Origin of the sequence: Serratia nevei, from assembly GCF_037948395.1 — a bacterium.
GTDB classification, from domain to species: domain Bacteria; phylum Pseudomonadota; class Gammaproteobacteria; order Enterobacterales; family Enterobacteriaceae; genus Serratia; species Serratia nevei.
Window position 1 is genome coordinate 1,050,831 of record NZ_CP149940.1, and the last position, 20,951, is coordinate 1,071,781.

General features: G+C 48.9%; 21 protein-coding genes and 1 other RNA gene. 18 read left to right on the forward strand and 4 right to left on the reverse strand.

What is annotated here, in order from left to right; genetic code table 11:
• Window positions 1-22: 22 nt before the first annotated feature.
• Window positions 23-1,309, forward strand: a complete 1,287-nt coding sequence (gene amtB, locus V8N38_RS04930; RefSeq protein ID WP_147839395.1) for an ammonium transporter AmtB — start codon at window positions 23-25, stop codon at window positions 1,307-1,309.
• Window positions 1,310-1,399: 90 nt separating this feature from the next.
• Here the strand turns inward: amtB and tesB are convergent, their stop codons facing one another.
• Window positions 1,400-2,263: an acyl-CoA thioesterase II gene (gene tesB / locus V8N38_RS04935; RefSeq protein WP_004940320.1), complete on the reverse strand. Its 864-nt coding sequence runs from the start codon at window positions 2,261-2,263 to the stop codon at window positions 1,400-1,402.
• A 231-nt stretch (window positions 2,264-2,494) separates the two neighbouring features.
• Between tesB and V8N38_RS04940 the strand changes: the two genes are divergently transcribed.
• Window positions 2,495-2,986 carry a YbaY family lipoprotein gene (locus V8N38_RS04940; RefSeq protein ID WP_016928846.1) on the forward strand — a complete coding sequence of 164 codons (492 nt, stop codon included), beginning with the start codon at window positions 2,495-2,497 and terminating at the stop codon, window positions 2,984-2,986.
• Between the two features lie 64 nt (window positions 2,987-3,050).
• Here the strand turns inward: V8N38_RS04940 and V8N38_RS04945 are convergent, their stop codons facing one another.
• On the reverse strand, window positions 3,051-3,365 hold the full coding sequence (locus tag V8N38_RS04945; RefSeq protein WP_033642088.1) for an MGMT family protein: 315 nt from the start codon (window positions 3,363-3,365) through the stop codon (window positions 3,051-3,053).
• A 156-nt stretch (window positions 3,366-3,521) separates the two neighbouring features.
• Between V8N38_RS04945 and ffs the strand changes: the two genes are divergently transcribed.
• The 6 genes from ffs (at window position 3,522) to V8N38_RS04975 (ending at window position 8,669) form a co-directional block, all read left to right on the forward strand.
• An RNA gene (gene ffs, locus V8N38_RS04950) (signal recognition particle sRNA small type) lies at window positions 3,522-3,618 on the forward strand.
• Between the two features lie 110 nt (window positions 3,619-3,728).
• Window positions 3,729-4,799 (forward strand): site-specific integrase, encoded by a 1,071-nt coding sequence (locus V8N38_RS04955; RefSeq protein ID WP_021180149.1) that lies wholly within the window; start codon window positions 3,729-3,731, stop codon window positions 4,797-4,799.
• Window positions 4,800-5,699: 900 nt separating this feature from the next.
• The gene (locus tag V8N38_RS04960; RefSeq protein WP_147839396.1) at window positions 5,700-6,176 is read left to right on the forward strand and encodes a hypothetical protein; all 477 of its coding nucleotides are present in this window, start codon (window positions 5,700-5,702) and stop codon (window positions 6,174-6,176) included.
• 885 nt (window positions 6,177-7,061) lie between these two features.
• Complete coding sequence (locus V8N38_RS04965; RefSeq protein ID WP_039995767.1) at window positions 7,062-7,625, forward strand: hypothetical protein; 564 nt, start codon at window positions 7,062-7,064, stop codon at window positions 7,623-7,625.
• 38 nt (window positions 7,626-7,663) lie between these two features.
• On the forward strand, window positions 7,664-8,023 hold the full coding sequence (locus V8N38_RS04970; RefSeq protein WP_039995766.1) for a hypothetical protein: 360 nt from the start codon (window positions 7,664-7,666) through the stop codon (window positions 8,021-8,023).
• 136 nt (window positions 8,024-8,159) lie between these two features.
• Complete coding sequence (locus V8N38_RS04975; protein WP_039995765.1) at window positions 8,160-8,669, forward strand: hypothetical protein; 510 nt, start codon at window positions 8,160-8,162, stop codon at window positions 8,667-8,669.
• Window positions 8,670-8,740: 71 nt separating this feature from the next.
• Here the strand turns inward: V8N38_RS04975 and V8N38_RS04980 are convergent, their stop codons facing one another.
• Window positions 8,741-9,547, reverse strand: a complete 807-nt coding sequence (locus V8N38_RS04980) for a chaperonin (RefSeq protein WP_147839397.1) — start codon at window positions 9,545-9,547, stop codon at window positions 8,741-8,743.
• Window positions 9,548-9,867: 320 nt separating this feature from the next.
• Between V8N38_RS04980 and V8N38_RS04985 the strand changes: the two genes are divergently transcribed.
• Entirely contained in the window at window positions 9,868-10,551 is a 684-nt protein-coding gene (locus tag V8N38_RS04985; RefSeq protein WP_147839398.1) for a hypothetical protein, read from the forward strand.
• Window positions 10,552-10,686: 135 nt separating this feature from the next.
• Here V8N38_RS04985 and V8N38_RS04990 read toward each other — a convergent pair whose 3' ends face one another.
• The gene (locus V8N38_RS04990; RefSeq protein ID WP_244951294.1) at window positions 10,687-11,670 is read right to left on the reverse strand and encodes a hypothetical protein; all 984 of its coding nucleotides are present in this window, start codon (window positions 11,668-11,670) and stop codon (window positions 10,687-10,689) included.
• A gap of 315 nt (window positions 11,671-11,985) precedes the next feature.
• Here V8N38_RS04990 and V8N38_RS04995 point away from each other — a divergent pair, with 315 nt between their 5' ends.
• From V8N38_RS04995 to gspF, 9 genes are all read left to right on the forward strand, one after another.
• Window positions 11,986-12,555: a recombinase family protein gene (locus V8N38_RS04995; RefSeq protein WP_039995762.1), complete on the forward strand. Its 570-nt coding sequence runs from the start codon at window positions 11,986-11,988 to the stop codon at window positions 12,553-12,555.
• Window positions 12,556-12,732: 177 nt separating this feature from the next.
• Window positions 12,733-12,960 carry a DUF2188 domain-containing protein gene (locus V8N38_RS05000; RefSeq protein ID WP_187181531.1) on the forward strand — a complete coding sequence of 76 codons (228 nt, stop codon included), beginning with the start codon at window positions 12,733-12,735 and terminating at the stop codon, window positions 12,958-12,960.
• Window positions 12,961-13,541: 581 nt separating this feature from the next.
• Window positions 13,542-14,339 carry a winged helix-turn-helix domain-containing protein gene (locus tag V8N38_RS05005; RefSeq protein WP_060423389.1) on the forward strand — a complete coding sequence of 266 codons (798 nt, stop codon included), beginning with the start codon at window positions 13,542-13,544 and terminating at the stop codon, window positions 14,337-14,339.
• On the forward strand, window positions 14,324-14,818 hold the full coding sequence (locus V8N38_RS05010; RefSeq protein ID WP_047728690.1) for a FidL-like protein: 495 nt from the start codon (window positions 14,324-14,326) through the stop codon (window positions 14,816-14,818). Before V8N38_RS05005 ends, V8N38_RS05010 begins: the two co-directional genes overlap by 16 nt.
• Window positions 14,819-15,221: 403 nt before the next feature.
• Entirely contained in the window at window positions 15,222-15,707 is a 486-nt protein-coding gene (locus tag V8N38_RS05015; protein ID WP_141958125.1) for a winged helix-turn-helix domain-containing protein, read from the forward strand.
• A 30-nt stretch (window positions 15,708-15,737) separates the two neighbouring features.
• Entirely contained in the window at window positions 15,738-16,241 is a 504-nt protein-coding gene (locus V8N38_RS05020) for a type II secretion system protein N (protein ID WP_072265459.1), read from the forward strand.
• A 126-nt stretch (window positions 16,242-16,367) separates the two neighbouring features.
• Window positions 16,368-18,257, forward strand: coding sequence for a type II secretion system secretin GspD (gene gspD, locus V8N38_RS05025; protein WP_070914181.1), 1,890 nt, complete (start codon window positions 16,368-16,370; stop codon window positions 18,255-18,257).
• On the forward strand, window positions 18,254-19,750 hold the full coding sequence (gene gspE, locus V8N38_RS05030) for a type II secretion system ATPase GspE (protein ID WP_060423399.1): 1,497 nt from the start codon (window positions 18,254-18,256) through the stop codon (window positions 19,748-19,750). The genes gspD and gspE overlap by 4 nt, the downstream gene beginning before the upstream one ends.
• The gene (gene gspF, locus V8N38_RS05035) at window positions 19,740-20,951 is read left to right on the forward strand and encodes a type II secretion system inner membrane protein GspF (protein WP_147839400.1); all 1,212 of its coding nucleotides are present in this window, start codon (window positions 19,740-19,742) and stop codon (window positions 20,949-20,951) included. Before gspE ends, gspF begins: the two co-directional genes overlap by 11 nt.

A 20,951-nucleotide genomic window follows, 5' to 3' on the forward strand; every position in this document is an offset into this window, starting at 1 on the left:
AAGTGATGGGGATGGATTGATAATGAAAAGACTGTTATCCATGTTGGGCCTGAGTTCGGTAACCCTGGTTCCTTCTTTGGCCCTGGCCGCCCCGGCGGTCGCTGATAAGGCAGACAACGCCTTTATGATGATCTGCACTGCGTTGGTGCTGTTCATGACGCTGCCGGGCATCGCGCTGTTTTACGGCGGCCTGCTGCGCGGCAAAAACGTGCTGTCGATGCTGACGCAGGTCACCGTCACCTTCGCGCTGGTCTGCGTGCTGTGGGTGCTGTATGGCTACAGCCTGGCGTTCAGCGAGGGCAATGCGGTATTTGGCGGGTTCGAAACGGCGATGCTGAAAGGCATCGGCATCGATAGCGTCACCGGCAGCATCAGCCAGATGATCCACGTCGCCTTCCAGGCGTCCTTCGCCTGTATCACCGTCGCACTAGTGGTGGGCGGCTTCGCCGAACGCATTCGCTTCTCGGCGGTGCTGATCTTCGCGATTGTGTGGTTCACGCTGTCTTATCTGCCGATCGCGCACATGGTGTGGGGCGGCGGCTACCTGGCCACCGACGGCGCATTGGACTTCGCCGGCGGCACCGTAGTGCACATCAACGCCGCCAGCGCCGGGTTGGTCGGCGCCTACCTGATCGGCAAGCGCGCCGGCTTCGGTAAAGAGGCCTTCAAACCGCACAACCTGCCGATGGTGTTTACCGGGGCGTCCATCCTGTATATCGGCTGGTTCGGCTTTAACGCCGGCTCCGCCAGCGCGGCCAACGGCATTGCGGCCCTGGCATTCCTCAATACCGTGGTCGCCACCGCGGGCGCCATTCTCTCCTGGACCTTCGCCGAATGGGTGCTGCGCGGCAAGCCTTCGCTGCTGGGCGCCTGCTCCGGCATGATCGCCGGACTGGTTGCGGTGACGCCGGCGGCGGGCACCGTGGGCGTGGGCGGGGCGTTGATCATCGGCCTGGTGGGCGGCGTCGCCGGCCTGTGGGGTGTCGTGACGCTGAAAAAATGGCTGAAGGTGGACGACACCTGCGACGTGTTCGGCGTGCACGGGGTGTGCGGCATCGTCGGCTGCCTGCTGACCGGCGTGTTCACCGCCTCTTCACTGGGCGGCACCGGCTACGCCGAAGGGGTGACGATGGGCCATCAGGTCTGGATCCAGCTGGTGAGCGTGCTGATCACGCTGGTGTGGTCGAGCATCGCCGCCTTTATCGCCTTCAAGATCGCGGGCGCGATGGTGGGCCTGAGAGTGCCGGAAGAGCAGGAACGCGAGGGGCTGGACGTCAACAGCCACGGCGAGAGCGCCTACAACCAATAAGACTCGAAGCAGGGCAGTGCGCTAAAGACTAAAATAATGATGAAGCCGACAGGGGCGATGGAAACATCGCCCCTTTCTTTATGCTGCGGATCAGGCGTCGCGCTGGCGAATCACCCCTTCCTGCACGGTGGTGGCGACCAGGACGCCGTCGCGGGTGTAGATTTGGCCGCGAACAAAGCCCCGTGCGCCGGAGGCGGAGGAGCTCTCCACCGCGTACAGCAGCCAGTCATCCATGCGGAACGGGCGATGGAACCACATGGAGTGGTCAATGGTGGCCACCTGCATGCCCGGCTCGAGGAAGCCGACGCCGTGCGGCTGCAGCGCGGTCGGCAGGAAGTTAAAGTCCGACGCGTAGCCCAGCAGGTATTGGTGGATGCGTTGATCGTCCGGCATGCTGCCGTTGGCGCGGAACCAGACGTAGCGATGCGGTTCTTCCACACTGCCTTTCAGCGGGTTGTGGAATTTCACCGGGCGCATTTCGATCGGCTTTTGGCCGATAAATTTTTCGCGCACTTTTTCCGGCAGCATATGCGCCAGCTTCTGGGCGATCTCTGATTCGGACAGCAGCCCTTCCGGCGGCGGCACGTCCGGCATCAGGTTCTGGTGCTCGAAACCCGCCTCCGGGCTCTGGAAGGAGGCGGTCATATAGAAGATAGGTTTACCGTGCTGGATGGCGCTGACGCGGCGCGCGCTGAAGCTGTTGCCGTCGCGCAGGGTTTCCACGTCGTAAACGATAGGCTTGCTGCTGTCGCCCGGGCGCAGGAAGTAGCTGTGGAAAGAATGCACGCTGCGTTCATCCGGCACCGTCTGCTTGGCGGCGTACAGCGCCTGGCCGACCACCTGCCCGCCGAACACCTGGCGCAGCCCCAAATCTTCACTCTGGCCGCGGAACAGCCCTTCTTCGATTTTCTCCAGATCCAGCAGATCGAGGAGGTTTTGCAATGCCTGGCTCATAAAGTTGTTACCTTTCTAATAATCATTTTGCGCAGTGTGCGGAATATCACGGCGCGGCGTCAACATCTTGCGTTATAGGGCCGATGAGAATGCTCTTAATAGTGGGCGCTTTGGACAGGCTAAGTGATTAATAGGTGGAGCAAAGTGGATTTGTCAGTGTTTTGTGCTAAGTTTAATAGGTGCGGTGGTGAAAGCCACCAACATGTTGATAATAAAAAAGGAGACCGATCCATGAAACTCTGGCAAATCGTAGGCGGTGCCGCGGCACTGACGATCACGCTGGCAGGATGCGCGCAAAAGAGTGCTGATGTGCCTACACAGGCGGCCGGTAACCCGGCGGCTGCGCAAACGCAGATTCAGGGCCCGGCGGTGACAGGTTCGGTTAATATACGTCAGCGCATTGCGCTGCCGCCGGACGCCGTACTGACGGTCACCCTCTCTGACGCCTCGCTGGCGGATGCGCCGTCTAAAGTGATTGCACAGCGCGCGGTACGCACTGAAGGGCAACAGGCGCCGTTCAGCTTTACGCTGCCGTATAACCCGTCCGACATCCAACCGAATGCGCGTATCATTCTGAGCGCGGCGGTGACGGTCAACGGGCGACTGATGTTTATTACCGACACCATCCAGGAAGTGGTCAACCGCAACGGCACCCGTGCCGATCTGCTGCTGGTTCCGGTTCAGGGTGTGCCGATTCAGGCTGCGCCAACCGCCATGCAGTAATCTTACTGCGGTACAGCAAGATGAAATCAACAGCCTTTGCGCTTCGGCCAAAGGCTGTTTTGTTTTACCAGCGCCAGCCGTAGCGATCGAAATCGACCGTGCTGTGCGGGCCGAAAATAATCCCCTCCGCCAGCAATGCCTGCCGCTGCCGTTGAAAATCCTCCCCCTGCTGCGATATCTGCCCGTGGCGGTTGATCACCCGGTGCCAGGGCAGCGTGCTGCCTTCCGGCAAACGCCGCAGCACGCCGCCGACCTGACGTGCGGCGCGCGGTGAACCGGCCAGCCGGGCAACTTCGCCGTAGGTGGTGACTTTGCCGTAAGGAATGGCGGCCACGATGTGGAATACCCGCTGGCTGAAAGAGGCGTCTTCTGGTTGCATGTTGCTGTTCCTGCGCGAGTCAAAACCCAGGCGGAGAGTGTGCCACAGCGCAGGTGGGTAAGAAAACAGCGGTTGGTCCCGGTTGGCTTGCTATTTGATAGGGCATCGCCGATAATGCCCACCGCTTCGGAGTACAGAAGCCGTCAATGGGGGCCCTGTTGGTTCTCCCGCAACACTAACTTGTGAACTCGGTCAGGTCCGGAAGGAAGCAGCCGCAGCAGGTGACGTGTGTGCCGGGATGTAGCTGGCAGGGCCTCCACCAATTTGTATCTAAGTACTTAATAAGTAATGATTAAAGTACTGAAATCCCGCCTCCATAGCCTTAGTGGTACAAAAACTGTGTATCACCAGTAGGGCTTCACGATGTCTCTTATGCTCTCCCGTCATGGGATCTGGTATTACCGTAAAGTTAACGTTTTACCCTGTGGTAAACGTCGTGAGTTTCGTCGTTCGTTAGGTACTCGTTCAAAGACTGAAGCGACAAAGCGATCTTTACGCTTTGCAGATCGCCCTTGGCTGATTACTGAAACTGTCAGTCCTACAATCGGTATGAGCCAAACCCCTCAATCAGAATTGTCATTCCAAGAGCTAAAACTACAGGCTGTACAGTATGTTGAGTTTAAAAGCCTTGAAGTTTGCGAGAGGGAAGTCGCTTCTATCAAACGCTGTATTGGCAAGTACTTTAACTTTACTGATCAGGTATTTAAGCGTAGTAGGGCTTCTGAATTCATTAGCGGGCTAGATGTCGCCATTCCTACGAAGAACAAATATGTTAAGAAAATCAGCGGATTTTTCCGATGGCTGAAACATCATACTGACTATGATTTCCAAAACCCTTTTGAAGGATTGCTCCAGAAGGATCGTGAGCCAGTATCCCAAAAGCGAGAGGCATATACAGATTTTCAGATTAAACATCTTGAGAATGGGAGCACTACTTTGCCTGAATGGAAGAGGTGGATTGTTTTACTTGGTCGTTTTACAGGGATGAGGGCAAACGAAATTTGCCAACTATATCATAACGATATATTCAAAAATGATGGGAGGTGGTGCATCAGGATAGATGATCGTTATGAAGGACAAGTGGTTAAAACAGAGAACAGTAAACGTACCATACCAATTCATAAAAAATTGATAGATATTGGTTTTTTGCACTATGTACAAAAGCAAAAAGGCAGATTATTTCCCCAGCTAACTCTCTATAAGGGATCATATAGCCACTACTTCACCCGTTGGTTTAGCGGTTATCGTAAAAGATTAGGCGTTCCTGAGTTTCATTCACTGAGACATTACGTTGCAACTAAGTTTAAAAATGCTGGTGTAGTGGAGCATTACGCTGCTGCATTCTTGGGACATGCAGATAACTCAATCACATACAGGAGATATGGCAAATCAGTGGCTGTGTCGCGATTATATGATCTATTGGAGCATATTTGATCTCGTTCTAAGCAGCCTCTTTACTAAGAGCCCGCTTATTGACGGGAGAGCATAAGAGACATCGTGAAGCCCTACTGGTGATACACAGTTTTTGTACCACTAAGGCTATGGAGGCGGGATTTCAGTACTTTAATCATTACTTATTAAGTACTTAGATACAAATTGGTGGAGGCCCTGCCATCAGCCGTTAGTACTAAATTGTGTCGGTTAATCAATTGGTTATCATGGTAGTACTACAACAGTACTGTACCACTCTCGATAGTACCGTCCAGCACAAAATCTTGCAAGTTAACGTGTTTGTATTGATTTACAGCTAATTTTTTATATTTTATAGTCCAGTATCCCATTGGATCGTACGGTTGCATGGAATTCTGTACCACTTGGAATGTACAAGAGTACATTTGAAATACATTAATGAATGTATCAGTTAAGAAGTACAAAGATACTCACGAATTAATCGAAGGGTGTATCTGTTAGAAAGTACAGAGATAGTGCAAAAATGATATATGATTTTCAAATCTGAATAGTGATGAGATTGTCAAGAAAAAGTTGCAACTATTCCTTGATTGAGTCAATTTTGCTCGTTAACATATAGCCATTCTAAAAAACACAGCAGCCGTAAGACGTTTGCCATGAGATGACTTTTGTTTAAATGGTATAATTTAATAGTAAGTACAATGCATTATATTGTCATTGGCAATAAATGAAACGAAAAATAAAGATATGGTATAATATATTTCTAAAATAAATGATAGGTGAGATTATTAACGCTGTTGACAATTGATATATTGACACTGTTTAAATCAGTATTGTACCAGCAACTAAGAAACATCATAACAATAGTCTTAGCATTCGAACTCTACAAATTAATACTAATTGAATCCTATCATAGGGAGAAATATGGCAGGAAAAAAACAAAATTTCGATAACAGCGAATTTATATCATTAGCGGGCAACTTCAAAAGGTATAGTGATCTAACAATTGAAGGAAAAAGGATAGTAATCGACATTATTACAAAATGTGCAGGTAAGAAAGGTTATCCGAAAGAGAAAGTATATTATGTACTATTCAATTGTTTGAAAGTGAATAGGGATAGCATTAAGTACTGGCTACAGTACTACAATGGATTACATAGGGATGATTCACCATCTTCTGATTACACGATACGTAAGTTTCTCACTATCACTAAGCAATTGTCCGTTGCGATGGTAGAGGCACACAACAATGGGGTAAAGTTATTCAAAACCGCACAAGATGGCATGTACTACATAACACCCGTACAGAAGTATGAAATCGATAAGATGTACGATAGCGGCCTTTCTGCACAGGAAATGATCACCGCATTACAGAAAATGATTGATGATTCTGCGAAATAAACGCGTTGCAACATGAGTGTTTACTTCGCAAGATGGCCGAATGTGTGGCTGTGTATGATGTGTTATTCATTGATTTTACTACTATATATTGAGATGCGTGGCATCTTGCGACCTTATATTAATATTAACCAATACCCATAACTTTGAAGTATAAAGGTCTTACTGATATTCCGTCTCTAGAGAGCCTAACTTCGCTTTCGCTCGTTAGTCTCTATAAAAACAAATATTAGATCGTAACTTTGCGTTTTTCTCGCCAGTACTCGAAAGAACGCCAAAGCCCTTACTCGCTCTCGCTCAAACAGATAACAGTACTGACAAACCGACTTTATCAAAATGATTTGGGTCGGCCTCTGGCCTAAAGTCTCCGTGAGTAACTACGCGTCGCGTGGCTCCTTGTCGGAGTTATCGGGTTGTTCAAGCCCTTACTGTAAGACAACCTGATCGGTTCAGTAGGTGCTTGAGACAAGCATTACCTAATTATCTGCAATTCCGGTTACCACAAAAGCACTATCAGTACTGCACAGAGCGGAGCGAAAATTGATCCGATCAATCCCCTTCTATGATGGTGTTTCAGACAAAACGTACAGAAAGCCCCTACAAGCGATTTAACTCAAAATCAAACCCCAAATACTTATGAACCCTAAAAACGCCTCAGAACTATGTAGGCTGCGTTTAAAAAGGGTTAAATGGTTTGCTTTGGGCAGTGAAATGCGTGTTCAGTACTTCCCATGCTCTCTGATCGTTTTTACCTATTGATTTGTTGATGATTAATAGATTTTGATAGATTTTAGCGATCAAAAATCGATAATCGATCGATTTTGTCGATCATTGTGGTTTCACATGATATTCTGATCTCTTTCAATACGTATACTTTGAGAGGATTTTATGGCAGGGTTTGTTATTTTCATTATTTGTATCATTCTTGCTGTACTTACTTTTAAGAAAGTCTCTAACCGTTCGAGAACAAAGGGATTAGGGAAGCCAAGAACGTTTTTTACATCTTTGTTATTAAGTTTTTTTGTCTTCGTTATATCTATGGGGGTTGGTGCTGTAATTGTATCGTCGGATAATAAAGATAATACCTCTGATAAAGTAGTAGCGAACAGTAATACTAATACAGCTAGGAATGACATTTACACCTGTAATAAATTTGAGGCAATCACTCAGACACGGCAGGGAACGAAAAAAAATTCTGGATTTTATTCAGATCAAAGGACTAATATTACGTACAAAATTACTGAAAATACATTAAGTACTAAGATGACAACACCGGGGTTTGATGACAGTACTGATACTGCAAAATTCAATAAGATTGCAGATGATGGATCTCGGAAATATGGCAACGCATCAAATAATTATTTCGTATCAGTGCTGAATGATAATACTATAAAGATAATTATCATTGACTTTAACCATAACGGAACAATCACACAAATATGTTCAAAGTAATAGTCAGTTTACTTTTATTTGTTTTAGGATGTAGGAAAATGAGAAGAATACTATACGCAGTACTGTTAACTGTAACATCATTAACTACAGTTGCAGCAACCTCACCAGATGGGAAAACAGAAAAGCCATTTGTGATTGATAATGAAGTGATTTGTTTAAAAGAGATCCAGCAACGCATGACTCCATTCCTCAAGGTTTTTGAAGAGGAAAACGGTGTTCTGTACAAGTACAATGTTAAATCTGGTTTATCGTACAAAGATACAGTAGGTCTACGGTTACAGATCAACCGCGTGGATTCAGGGCTGAATGACAGGGTTGCAGATCTTGATTACTACTGGTTACAGGAACGTGGCAGCATGTGTGAGCCAATATACATGGTACTTGAACGTTCTCAATGAATTCGGTGTTCAACAAGGTCGCGAAAGCGGCCTTAGTTTTACTCATGATATTATCACCATAATCTAAGTGCTTGACATATTACTATCTTTCTATAAGTATCGTACTACATATCCCAATTTAGAAAGGAAATCATACATGGCAAGTACTAACAATCAGAGTGATAACGGTATTGTTCACGATCTTGATGTAAATGGATACAAAACTTTAATTTCGCGTGCCAGTGGTAAAAATTTCAAACTGTCAGATAGTAAATCTGATATTGATAAGTTGTTCAAAGAGGACGCTGATCGCTTCATTGAACAGCTACGTCGTCTCTCTCAGAATCTCGTTATGGTGGCTGACGAGTACAAGAAAGAAATTGATAAGTCTAAAGTCGCTGATCTAGCTGCACTAATCAACGGGTTAAATGAAGACGCAAGAAATAGCTTAATTGAATCTTTGGGCATTTCGCTAAGCAAAGGCAGTAAAACAAAAACTAAGTCTAACGTTACAACGAAAAGAGAACGTGTTGATATAACTGTCGATGGTAAACAGTACAAGATACCTGTTACTGGAAACATGAACCAAGAACTGAAAGATCTGGTGTCGGCTTCTGGTTTAGAACGAAGTGCTTTCATCGAGAAGTATAAATCCGTTCAAGCCTAAACCATACGAAATAAAAAATTTAAGTCTTTCCACCTCTCACAGCTTTTGATGGATGTGATTGGTGGACATTTCTACTTTTGTGGGTAACTGGCAGAAGTGAAACTAGACGTCATCACAGTCATTTGATTTCCTCTGAGGGGAACAAATGGGAATGCGACATAATCTAAATTTCCTTGAGTCATATTAAAGTATAAATTCCTATCATCAACATTTAATTTTGTTGAATGTGCAGGATATGTTCCTTCGCCCTTAAAAGTAATTAAAAATGCCATAGGGAAAAAATGCATACAACTACAATGGCATATATGTCCATTGTTAAAGAATGATATTAACTGGGCTGTTATTTGAGTTTTGTTTGGATAAAACCAATAATAAAAATCGTGAGTATCTTCTATTTGTATATTACGACCTAATACAAATTCTCTTAGTGGTGTATAAAAATCACTATCAATCGGTCCTTTTTTACAGACTTCTACCGAAGTAGCTGCTAGGAGATGGCCGATCATTGCTCTTAGAAATGGAATTGCATTGAAAGGTACTGAGATAGTATTCCCATAATAATGAGTGCCAGTTATATATTTGTTTATTTCTAAAAGAAACTTTTCTATTGGTTTTTTGATATCGGCATCTAATGTTCCAAGTAAGTTATTATTACAATGTTTGCATATTGTTTTAAAGGTTGCTCCAGCATGAGCATTTATTGGCTTGATTTCCTCAGAAGAATAATGTTCAGAGACTGTTTTTTGGAACATAGGTTGGATCGTTGTCGCACAGCGTGGCGGCACGTGATCTTTGCTCAAATGTCCAAAAGAACCACAAATGACACAGTACCCTTCACTAATTCTTGCATGTTTCAAACGCTCAGAAATCTTACTCATAAAAATCCTTTTGATAAAAATATCTGCTAAATGTATTGATTTTAAATCAAATAATTTACATAGGCACTGCCTAAGTTCAATGAAATCGGATTCATCGAGGTCGAGGATAGCAGCCTGTTATTCTGTTATTGCTACCTACGCTAAGTTACTACTCTTAAGGTTGCCATAAGTTCACTGCCCAGACCAGTCAGCTCCGAACAATAAAGTTGGTGGGATTCCTACGCAAAGTAAAAATAGGGTGTTTTTTAGTCGTATTAGTTTGTAGCTGACGTACCTGGTACAATAAAATATCAGTACATTAAAAGTCAGGATACTCGGCGATGATTACCCAATACTTTGCACAACCTGTAATGAGCACAGATCAGAAGTTGTTAGGGGTAGAAGTAGTTACTACATTCCGAGAAAACGGTTTTAACGTACTCAGTCCTTTGTCTATTGATATAATACAGGGCTGGACTATCCAAGAAAAACGAGCTTTTCTTATTGATATAATACACTTTATTACCAACAATGAAGAATTTTTCATTGATAGCAAACTTTTTTGCTCTCTAAGTATTGACGCAAGTACTGCATTGATTTTGAAGCATGACGCATACATTCAGATACTTATAAAATCAATGCCATATCTAAAGCTACTGATCTCTGAGGGGATGAGTAATTCGGTACTGAAATCGCTTTCCCACGGTAGTAATACTCTTTTTCTCCATTGTCATGGTATTGATAATCTGAAATCTGATATAAGTAAATTTTATGAGGCAGTTAAGATAGATGAAAGCTATTTCAGTACTCAATTCTACAGAAACAGCTTTCCAGTACTACTAAAGGATATAATAAAGTATTGCCCGAGGGTTATCGTATCAGGTGTTTTTGATAGTGAATTATTGCGGTACTTGCGAGATTGGGGTGTATGGGGTGTACAAGGAGAGTTGTATGAGCCAGTACCGCTACAAAATGTAAGTACTTTACTGCCATGTAAGACTAACAACGTTACAAACTCCATTTAACTATTGTAAGTATAATTAACAGAAAATGAAGTATAGAATTGAGATGAGTTAATAAGTAATAGAGATACCAACTGGCATCTCCAAACTTATTGAGAAAATAATGCTTCTTGTTATTCTTATGAATTACAATGGTTTTTATATTACATGTACATAGAGACTAGATTCGTTAGACCAATCAGGGCATTCTAGAATAAGGCCAAACACCTTGAAAATAGAGTCTACGGCTACTGTGATATCACGAAAATCACTGTAACCTTCAATATTGTTACTTTTATACTTTTCCATTAAGTTTTCAAAGGCATTACTGAGGTCAGCTAAGGAATTTTTTAATTTTGAATCGGAAAGTATGGCAGCTAGTTCCGGGAAGTATATTTCGAGGTTGATATTGAGTGCATGAACATAACCAATAGCATATCCATATGAATTTATTATTAGTTTTATTCTTTTTTTTACCTCAAAAAACATTATATCTAATGGAGTTATGTGATTCTTATAGTTCCAGATGAATGTATCAATTTCATTGGGAACTTCAATTATGACTGTTTTAAGATTATCCAGGAAATCATCGACAATTTCCTGTGGAGCAGATCGCGAGGACATAAAGTTAGCAAGATACTCAGACCATGCTTTTGTCGCTGAAATAAGAAGTGCTTCGCCATAGTCATTAACACTAAGGCTTTGATCTAAACAGGTAAGTGTATTCTTTTCATGAACATGTACTAGCTCGTGGTGAATGCGATGAATGACAGCTCTTATACCCTCCTCTTTAACAGAAACCTTTCCCTCATCATTAAACAATTCAACAAAAAAGTTAGCAGACAAAACTAATGTATATTCATTGCACAGCCCATTTGACCCTATTTTCGACACTAGTTGCCCTACAGCCGTACCCTGTTTACTATCAGTGAATGAGCTAGATGATTTATGGTTGTAGCTAGAGGTTACCCGTTGTAGGGCAGTTCCAAAATCATAGGAAATGACAATCGCTTTTAGCTTGGAAATGTTCATATTATGCTGTTCTGCTAGGGCTTTAGTAGCGGTAAGCACTAAATTACCTATCTCATTTGCTTCTTCAGCAGTATTAAACCCTTCTAGTGAGATATTAAAATCAGGTTCCAAGTAGCAATCCTCTATGCCAGTACTTAAAAGTATCTGGACACTATAACGCTACCCTAGAAGGGCCTCAATAGTATGGTGCCTAAAAGTTCAACAATGCAGGATGACTGAGTGAGCAGTTTGTATTCGCTTATAGACATGGAGAGGCAAAGTACTCTAGTACATTAGAATACATAGAACGGGTCTCTTTTGAGTACTCCCCAACGATACTCTACTTTATCGTCTCGTTTAGTCTCATTTATAGGTTGAAAGGATCTAAATGATACTGTATCGTTAGGTTAACTTAAATGATACGAAATAAAGTTCGAGGGTAGGAAAATGATTTTTGGTTACGCGAGAGTGTCTACGAAGGATCAAAATCTGGAACGTCAGTTAGCAGTACTGGAACCTATCTGCGATAAAATCATTACAGAGAAGGAATCAGGGAAGTCTACCAGTGACAGACCTGAACTGTTGAACCTGCTTTCACACCTCCGCGACGGTGATACCTTGATTACTCATTCAATCGACCGTCTTGCTCGTAATACCCGTGATTTACTTGAAATGATTGATGGTCTTGTAGAGCGGGGGATCATTGTTCGCTTTCTTGCAAACTCTATGAGTTTCGATAACTCCCCACAATCCCGTTTGATTTTAACCATGATGGGAGCTGTAGCTGAATTTGAAAGGGGAATGATTGCATCACGACGAAATGAAGGGATTGCCCTTGCTAAAGAGGCCAAAAGATACAAGGGCAAGCAGAAGAACAAAGAGCTTCATAACAAAATCATTGAAATGCTTCAGGTAGGTAAGAACACACCGGACGAGATCGCTAAGTTGTGCGACTGCGGAAGGGCGACGGTGTTCCGTGTCAAAAAGGAAATGCTTGCCAGTACTACCCGTACTTAGGACTGATATAGCAGAAGGGGTAAAGGAAAGGGTTTGTGTAAGGGGGAACGGTTCAAATCCTTTCGATATCCATCCTTGTTTTTGTGATAAAAGTCAAAGAGAAACACAATATGTAGTATTGAGTGATTGATAAAATAACTATATGCTGATATTTCCATTGAAATAGAGGGTCTGATAATGGGTAAAGATCAGCATGTTGTTCCTCATGATGATGGTTGGGCAGTTAAGGGAGCTGGAAACAGTAAAGCGACTTCTGTGCATCCAACAAAGCAATCTGCGGTGGATGCTGCAAGAGGGATTGCTACAAACCAAAAGAGTGAGCTTGTCATCCATAACAAGGATGGCAAGATTGCGAAAAAAGATTCGCATGGTAACGATCCTTGTCCGCCAAAAGACAAGAAGTAACCGGATAGGGGCTTGTCGCCCCTTTTTTGTGTGCACTTGGTGAGCACTAACGACACTACAAATCCCCAGAAGTTGACGTTATGTACCCAATCTTACAAACACGTTAACTTGCAAGATTTTGTGCTGGACGGTACTATCGAGAGTGGTACAGTACTGTTGTAGTACTACCATGATAACCAATTGATTAACCGACACAATTTAGTACTAACGGCTGATGGCAGGGTCCCCACCCATTTGCGGCCCGCAAAAACGTTTTTCCCCGTTATTCTTCCTGTCGACAGCTGCACAAGCGTCATTTCGTACGCCGCGAGCGAGCGTCTTTTCCTCTGCGCCGTTTTTGCCCTTCTCCCCCTATAGGGTTGCCAACAGATCCGATGACGGTGAAAAAAATAGCGTTTATATCGTTATTTGTGGGGCAAATAATGGCGCAGGCATAGGGAAAATTCTTAAAGTTGCACGCCTGTTGGGATGGCGTTAGTATTGTTTATTCTCTGTGCGAAAAAACTATCCGCGCTTCGCGGCGGTCGTCGAACTCGCTGAATAAGTTTAAATAATAACCCGTGTGCGCTGTCAGGCTGAACATGATTTATATCATTGATAAAGATATTACATTTAACACTGAAAACGGTTCATTGAAGAGTATAAAGAAGGGACGGGAAGTTTTCTTATCCAGCGTTAATTCTAGAGTATTCAAATGTTTGCTTGAGCATGGCCACGAGGCGGTGAGCCGGGATACGCTGTTGCAGCAGGTGTGGACCGATCACGGCCTGAGCGCCTCTTCGGCGACGTTGAATCAATATATCAGCCTGACGCGGCGGGCATTGACGTCTGTCGGTTTCAATGAACGCCTGATCGTTACCCTCTCTAAAAAGGGGTATAGACTCAATAGAATAATACCGATCGACCGACTGCGGATTGATTTACCCGATCCCCCGCCGCTTGCCGATGCCCCGGTTCCCTTGGCTGCGCCGACCGCAACGTCAAAAAACACCCACCACTATTTTTTTATTCTGCTGCGCAGCTTATCGATCGTCGTGCCATTATCTTTTCTGGCGCTGTGCTTTATCTATTACAAACATCATCGCGACAGTGAAAAGAAGCAGGTATTGTCTTACGTGGGGACGGTAAACGGCTGCCCGATCTACTATGCCGGCCATTTTTTGGAGAATCATCAGGACGACTATTTGCAGTTCTTGGTCAGGAAGGATCTTTATGGCCAGCGTTGCCGCCCCGGTGAGATTGTCATTACCAAGGTTAACCGTTCTCATAATGCCAATGAAGACAGCGGACGCCAGTTTATCGCCAAATGCACGAAGGACAGTGCGGCCGTTTTGCATAATTGTGAGAGCGAGTACATCCGGGCATGGAAAAAAAGTTAAATATTTTGTCAGCCACGCTGGTCGGCCTGTGCGTGTTGACTGGCAGCGTGGTGTATTCCCTGGTTCGCAGCCATCATGAGTTCGGTGATTTTTCCTGCGAAGCGAACGCCACGTTCAATTATTTCAATTCGCTGGACGCGCAGGCGGCACACGATGACATCCAGCTGTCGCTAAAAATAAACTACATCTTTTTGTCGGGCGATAAGGGCGTGATGATCTTGTCGGGCCTGGCCAACGACGGTGAAGAGAAGTATTTCGTCAACCGACGGGTTAATTTCAGCTATGTCTCGCAAGGCAGTTTCTATCGTTTCCACTATGGTGAGGTGAATTATTCACCGCGCGATACCTTGCCGGAAGAGGTGTATACTTACTTTTTCAGCAATGAATCGACGTTTTATCATATTCGCAGCGTAGACAAGAATACGTTGATGTTCAGCAATGCCTACTCGCCGATGTTTTTATGTAATATCGAATCCTGATTTTTATCTCGTTTTTTATGTGAGCTTAAGGTGTATTTCTGTTACCCTTTACATCCTCGCCTCCTGCCTTTTTAGCACGCAACTAATAACATGGGTTATTATGCGTGAATGTCTATTTTCTTTATCATTAATCAAATTTAATGGTGGTTTAGCTATTTTATAAAACCTGCTATCGTCATGTTTTTAAATGATTTAATGAATCTAAGGTAATGTGATGTGACCATATTAATTTTATATTGTTTATTTTAAAGAAATAAGTTGCATGAATGTTTTTCGCATGATTAATTGAGGCCGCTCTTGAAACGGCGAACCATTAATTTTCATTGAAAATGCATCTCGCCGCATGCGTGCAAAGGTGATGGCACAGAGGGCCTTTGAACTTCATTAAACTGATAGGCGAGAGATGGACATACATAACATTGCCCTGAACGAGACTCTGTTGGAAAATGAGTTGGTAATATTAAACAACAATGAAAAAACGCTGTTGTTTAAAAAAGAGAATGTGCTCATTGAAATGACCGAATTACAGCGGCGCTTCATGCTGTGCCTGTTGAGCGGTATTTATAAGAAGAACGACATTATTCGCGCTGTCTGGTTTTGCAACCATGAGACCATCAGCGACAATAACTATTATCAGATGATATTCCAATGCCGCTCTTTGCTCTCCCGCCACGGTATTCCTGGCGAGGTGATCAAGACCATTCCCCGATTTGGCGTGATGTTGAGCTTTCAAGCCTGCGAGCGTGCGGCCGCTAATTTGCAGGGGGAATGCCCGTCGTCATCGGTTAATAATCGCCGGCGAACGTGGCTGGACGCCGTGAATTATAAAGTGGCTCTGGTCATCACGCTGCTGTTTTCCGTCGCGATGGTGGTCGGTATTTCCGCTTAGCGTTGGCGCCGTTGAATAACCGGGGGTGCCGTGAGCAAACGGTTGATAGATTTTTTTATGCTTCTTTTTTTTCTGACGAATCTGGCGTTCATGCTTCAGCTGGGATGGCGAATGATGGCCGGGGATGGCGCGCCCGTTGAGCCGAGCCGTGAAAACGCGCCCGGGCCGGGGCGCCATATTGTCTTTCCTCAGGAAGAGGACATCGGAAAAATTAATGACGCGCACTGGTTTGGCCGCTATCAAGCGGCGAAAGACGGCGAAAAGGCGCACGGGTATAAAGTCGGCGAATGGGCGATCGGTGCCGAGCTGCTGGCTAACGCACCGGAAGCCGCTGCGCTTGGCAAGATAGCGGGTTTGCTGTTCAGCGATAACGCCAAAAAAAGCCTGGTCATCGTCGAGCATGGCGGCAAGCAAACCGGTTATGGCGTTGGCGACCGTCTGGCCGGCAGCAATGCCGTCATCGTGCGGATAGTGAAAAATAAAATACTGCTCGATGAAAACGGCTATTACGCCACGCTGACGTTTAAAGAGTAGCCGGCGCGCCGTTTCGGCGCGGGGTGTTTTATAGCATAAGGCGACATTGTGATTACGCATTTTATTTATCGTTCCGGCCCAGGCTGGAGCGCCGGCTTATGGCGCGCGTTAGCGGCGGTGGCCGTCATGATTGTGCTGGCTGGCGCGGCGCGCGCGGAGCAATTCTCCGCCAATTTCAAAGGCACGGACATTCAGGAATTTATCAATACGGTCAGTAAAAACCTGGGCAAAACCATCATTATCGATCCGGCGGTGAAAGGTAAGGTCACGGTGCGCAGCTATGAACAGCTCGACGAGAAGCAGTATTACCAGTTCTTTCTCAACGTGCTGGATGTCTATGGCTATACGGTCATCGGCATGCCCAATAACGTCTTGAAGGTGATCGCCGCCAAAGAGGGAAAAAGAGCCGCGCTGGCACAAAACGGCGGCGAGGCGATCGCCGAAGGGGATGAAGTGGTGATGCGCGTGGTACCGCTGCGCAATATCGCGGCCAAAGACGTTTCGCCGATATTGCGCCAGCTCAACGACAGCATCGGCGTGGGCAGCGTGGCGCATTACGAGCAGGGAAACGCGTTGTTGATCACCGGCCGGGCCAGCGTGGTCAATGGCCTGCTCGAGCTCGTCAGGGAGATGGATCAGGACGATGGCAATCGGGTCGAAACTCTCGCGCTGAAGCATGCGGCGGCGCCGGAGATCGCGCGCATGGTGAACGAACTGTTTCGCGAAGAGGGCAAACGGCGCACGGCCGGCGCGAGCTCGCTGCGGCTGGTGGCGGATGAGCGGACCAACAGCGTGATGATCGCCGGGGATGATCGGAGCCGCGAACACGCCAAAGAACTGATTGACCAGCTGGATAACAAGAGCGTCACCCAGGGCAATACCCAGGTTATCCCTCTCAAATACGCCAAGGCGCAGAGCCTGGTCGAGGTGCTGACCGGCGTGAGTGCGGGCCTGCAAAATGAGAAGGAGAGCGCCGCCGCCAACGTGGCGCTGCTGAAAAATGTGGTGATCAAGGCTGATGAGCAGACCAATGCGCTGATCATCACCGCCGCGCCGGATGTGATGCGCGATCTGGAGGCGGTGGTCGCCAAGCTCGATGTGCGCCGCGCGCAGGTGCTGGTCGAAGCGGTGATCGTCGAAGTGCAGGATGGGCAGGGGCTGAACATCGGCGTGCAGTGGGCCAACAAATACGGTGGTGGCACGCAGTTCGCCGGCCAGATGCCCGGGGTGTCGGCGGGGTTCGAAAACGGCATGAGCGACGTGTTCGGCAAGGCCAACGGCCTGATGACCGGTTTCTACAGCGGTAACTGGGGCGTATTGCTGACCGCCATCGCCAGCAACAACCAAAATAATATCCTGGCCACGCCGAGCATCGTCACGCTGGATAACGCCGAGGCGGAATTCAGCGTCGGGCAGGATGTGCCGATCCTGACCGGTTCGCAAACCACCAATAGCGATAACGTCTTCAATACCGTGTCGCGCAAGACGGTGGGGATCAAACTCAAGGTCAAACCGCAGATCAACCAGGGCCAGTCCGTGCTGATGCAGATCGAACAGGAGGTCTCCAGCGTTGCCGACAGCGCCGGCGCTACGCCGGATTCGCTGGGGGCGACCTTCAATATCCGCACGGTTAACAACACGGTGCTGGTGGACAGCGGCGAAACCGTAGTGGTGGGCGGCCTGTTGGACAAGTCCAACTCGGAGCTGGAGAGCAGCGTGCCGATCCTGGGCAAGATCCCGCTGGTGGGGGCGCTGTTTCGCTCGACCGCCACCAAAGCGAGCAAGCGTAATTTGATGCTGTTTATCCGCCCGACCATCATTCGCAGCACCGAGGGATATGCCCGGCAGAGCCAACGCAAGTTAGGCAAGTTCGACGCCGAACAGCAGGACGATCGTGAGCTGAATGACGCACTGCGCGGCGAGATCGCCGGCGATAAGAAGGCGCTCGACAATCGGGCGTTTCTCGCCACCGTTGCAAGTATCGACGCGTTTTATTCGCGGGGAGTGCGCCCGTGAAGCCCCGTTCTGCGGGGCCGCTGCTGCCTTTTTCCTGGGCGCGCCAGCATGGCGTGCTGGCCGTTGACGGGCAGCACGGTATCCAGATTTATTGTCACCCTGACACAAGCCACGCCGCATTGATGGAGGCCTACCGCTGCCTGCCCGGCGAGCCGGCGCTGGCCCGGCTGGAGGCGGAGGCTTTTGATCAACGGCTGGTGGCGCACTACCAGCAGGAAAGCGGCCAGGCGCAGAAAATGATCGACGACCTGGGCGGCGAACTGGATTTTTACGCGCTGGCCGAGGAGCTGCCGCAGCAGCAAGACCTGTTGGACGAACAGGACGATGCGCCGATTATCCGCCTGATCAACGCCTTGCTGAGCGAGGCGATCAAAGAGCGCGCCTCCGATATCCACATCGAAACCTACGAGAGCGAGCTGGTGATCCGCTTTCGCATCGACGGCGCGCTGCGGCGGATTTTGGCGCCGCAGCGCAAGCTGGCGGCGCTGCTGGTGTCGCGCATCAAGGTGATGTCGAAGCTGGATATCGCCGAGAAGCGCGTGCCGCAGGATGGGCGCATGGCGCTGAAGGTCGGCGGGCGAGCGATTGACGTGCGGGTGTCGGTGATGCCGGCTAGCCACGGCGAACGCGTGGTCATGCGCCTGTTGGACAAACAGGGCGTGCGGCTCGAACTGCCCAGCCTGGGCATGGCGCCGGCGCACCAGCAGGCGTTGCTGCGCCTGATCCGCCAGCCGCACGGCATCATTTTGGTCACCGGGCCGACCGGCTCCGGCAAGAGCACCACGCTCTATACCTTGCTCAGCCAGATCAACGATGAACAGCGCAACATCATGACGATCGAAGATCCCGTCGAGTATGAGTTGGCCGGCATTGCGCAGACGCAGGTGAATCCCAAGGTGGACATGACCTTCGCGCGCGGGCTGCGCGCGCTGCTGCGTCAGGATCCCGACGTGGTGCTGATCGGTGAGATCCGCGACGGCGAAACGGCGCAGATCGCGGTGCAGGCCTCATTGACCGGGCATTTGGTGCTGTCGACCCTGCATACCAACACGGCGATCGGCGCCGTGACCCGGCTGCGGGACATGGGGGTCGAACCGTTTCTGCTTTCGAGTTCGCTCAGCGGCGTGTTGGCGCAGCGCCTGGTGCGCCGGCTGTGCCCGCAGTGCCGTGAGCCTTATGCGTTGCCTGACGCGCAGCGGCACCTGCTGGGGCTGCCCCCGACGCCGGCGGTGACCTGCTGGCGCCCGTTGGGGTGCGAGGCCTGCGGCGGGCAGGGATATCACGGCCGAATCGGCTTGCACGAACTGTTGGTGCTGGATGAACCGATGCGCATGGCGATCCATCGCGGTGACGGCGAGCTGGACATCGCGAAACTGGCCGCCGAACGCTATCTGCCGCTGCGCCAGGATGGGATCGCCAAAATGCGCGCCGGGGAGACCAGCCTGGAGGAAGTGCTGCGAGTGACGCGCGAAGGGGACGGCGATGAAGTTTGATTATCGCGCCTGCGATCGTGAGGGGCGCGCCCAGCGCGGCGTGTTGGAGGCGGATTCTCTGCGCCACGCCCGCGATCGCCTGCGTGAAAAGGGGTGGCAGGTGCTGGCGGTGCAAGCACGCAGGCGGCCCGCTTTCGCCGGCATGTTTGCCGGCCGCTGGATGAGCGGCGTGAGCAGCGGCGATGTGGCGCTGTTGACCCGGCAGCTGGCGACGCTGCTGTCCGCTGCGCTGCCGCTGGAGGAAGCGCTGATGGCGGTGGCGCGGCAAACGGAGAAAAAAGGTCTGCAGGCGGCGTTGTCTCAGGTGCGGCAGCGCATTCTGGAGGGCTTTCCGCTGGCGCAGGCGCTGGGTCAGCATCCGCAGATTTTTGACCGCCTCTATTGCGCCATGGTGGCCGCCGGTGAGATTTCCGGCCATCTGGCGCCGGTGCTGGAACGGCTGGCCGACTACGTCGAACAGCGCCAGCAAATGAAGAACAAAATCGTGCAGGCGCTGGTGTACCCGATGGTGCTGACGACGGTGGCAATCGGCGTGGTGGCGATCCTGTTGACGGCGGTGGTGCCGAAGGTGATCGAACAGTTTGTGCATATGAAGCAGACCTTGCCGCTGTCGACCCGGATGCTGCTCGGCGCTAGCGACGGGCTGCGTCGATGGGGGGCGTTGGCGCTGATATCGGTGCTGACGGGCCTTGGCGCGTTCCGCTATCGCCTGCGGGATCCGGCGCGGCGCGTGCGCTGGCATGCGTTCATCCTGCGGTTGCCGGTGGTCGGCAAGCTGTCGCTGGCGGTGAACACGGCGCGCTACGCCAAAACGCTGAGCATTTTGAACGCCAGCGCGGTGCCGTTGCTGGAGGCGATGCGCATCAGCGCCGGCGTGTTGGGCAACGATGCCGCCCGCGAACGGCTGCTGGCGGCGATGGAGCGGGTGCGGGAGGGCGAAGGATTGTCGCCGTCGCTTGAGGGCACCGCGCTGTTCTCACCGATGATGCGGCACATGATCATGTCCGGCGAGCGCAGCGGTGAGCTGGACATGATGCTCGAACGGGCGGCGACGATGCAGCAGGAGGCCTTCGGCCGGCAAGTCACGCTGGCGCTGGGGCTGTTTGAGCCTTTATTGGTGATCGCGATGGCCGGTTCGGTGCTGTTTATCATTTTGGCCATCCTGCAGCCGATATTGCAGCTCAATAATATGGTCGGCTAA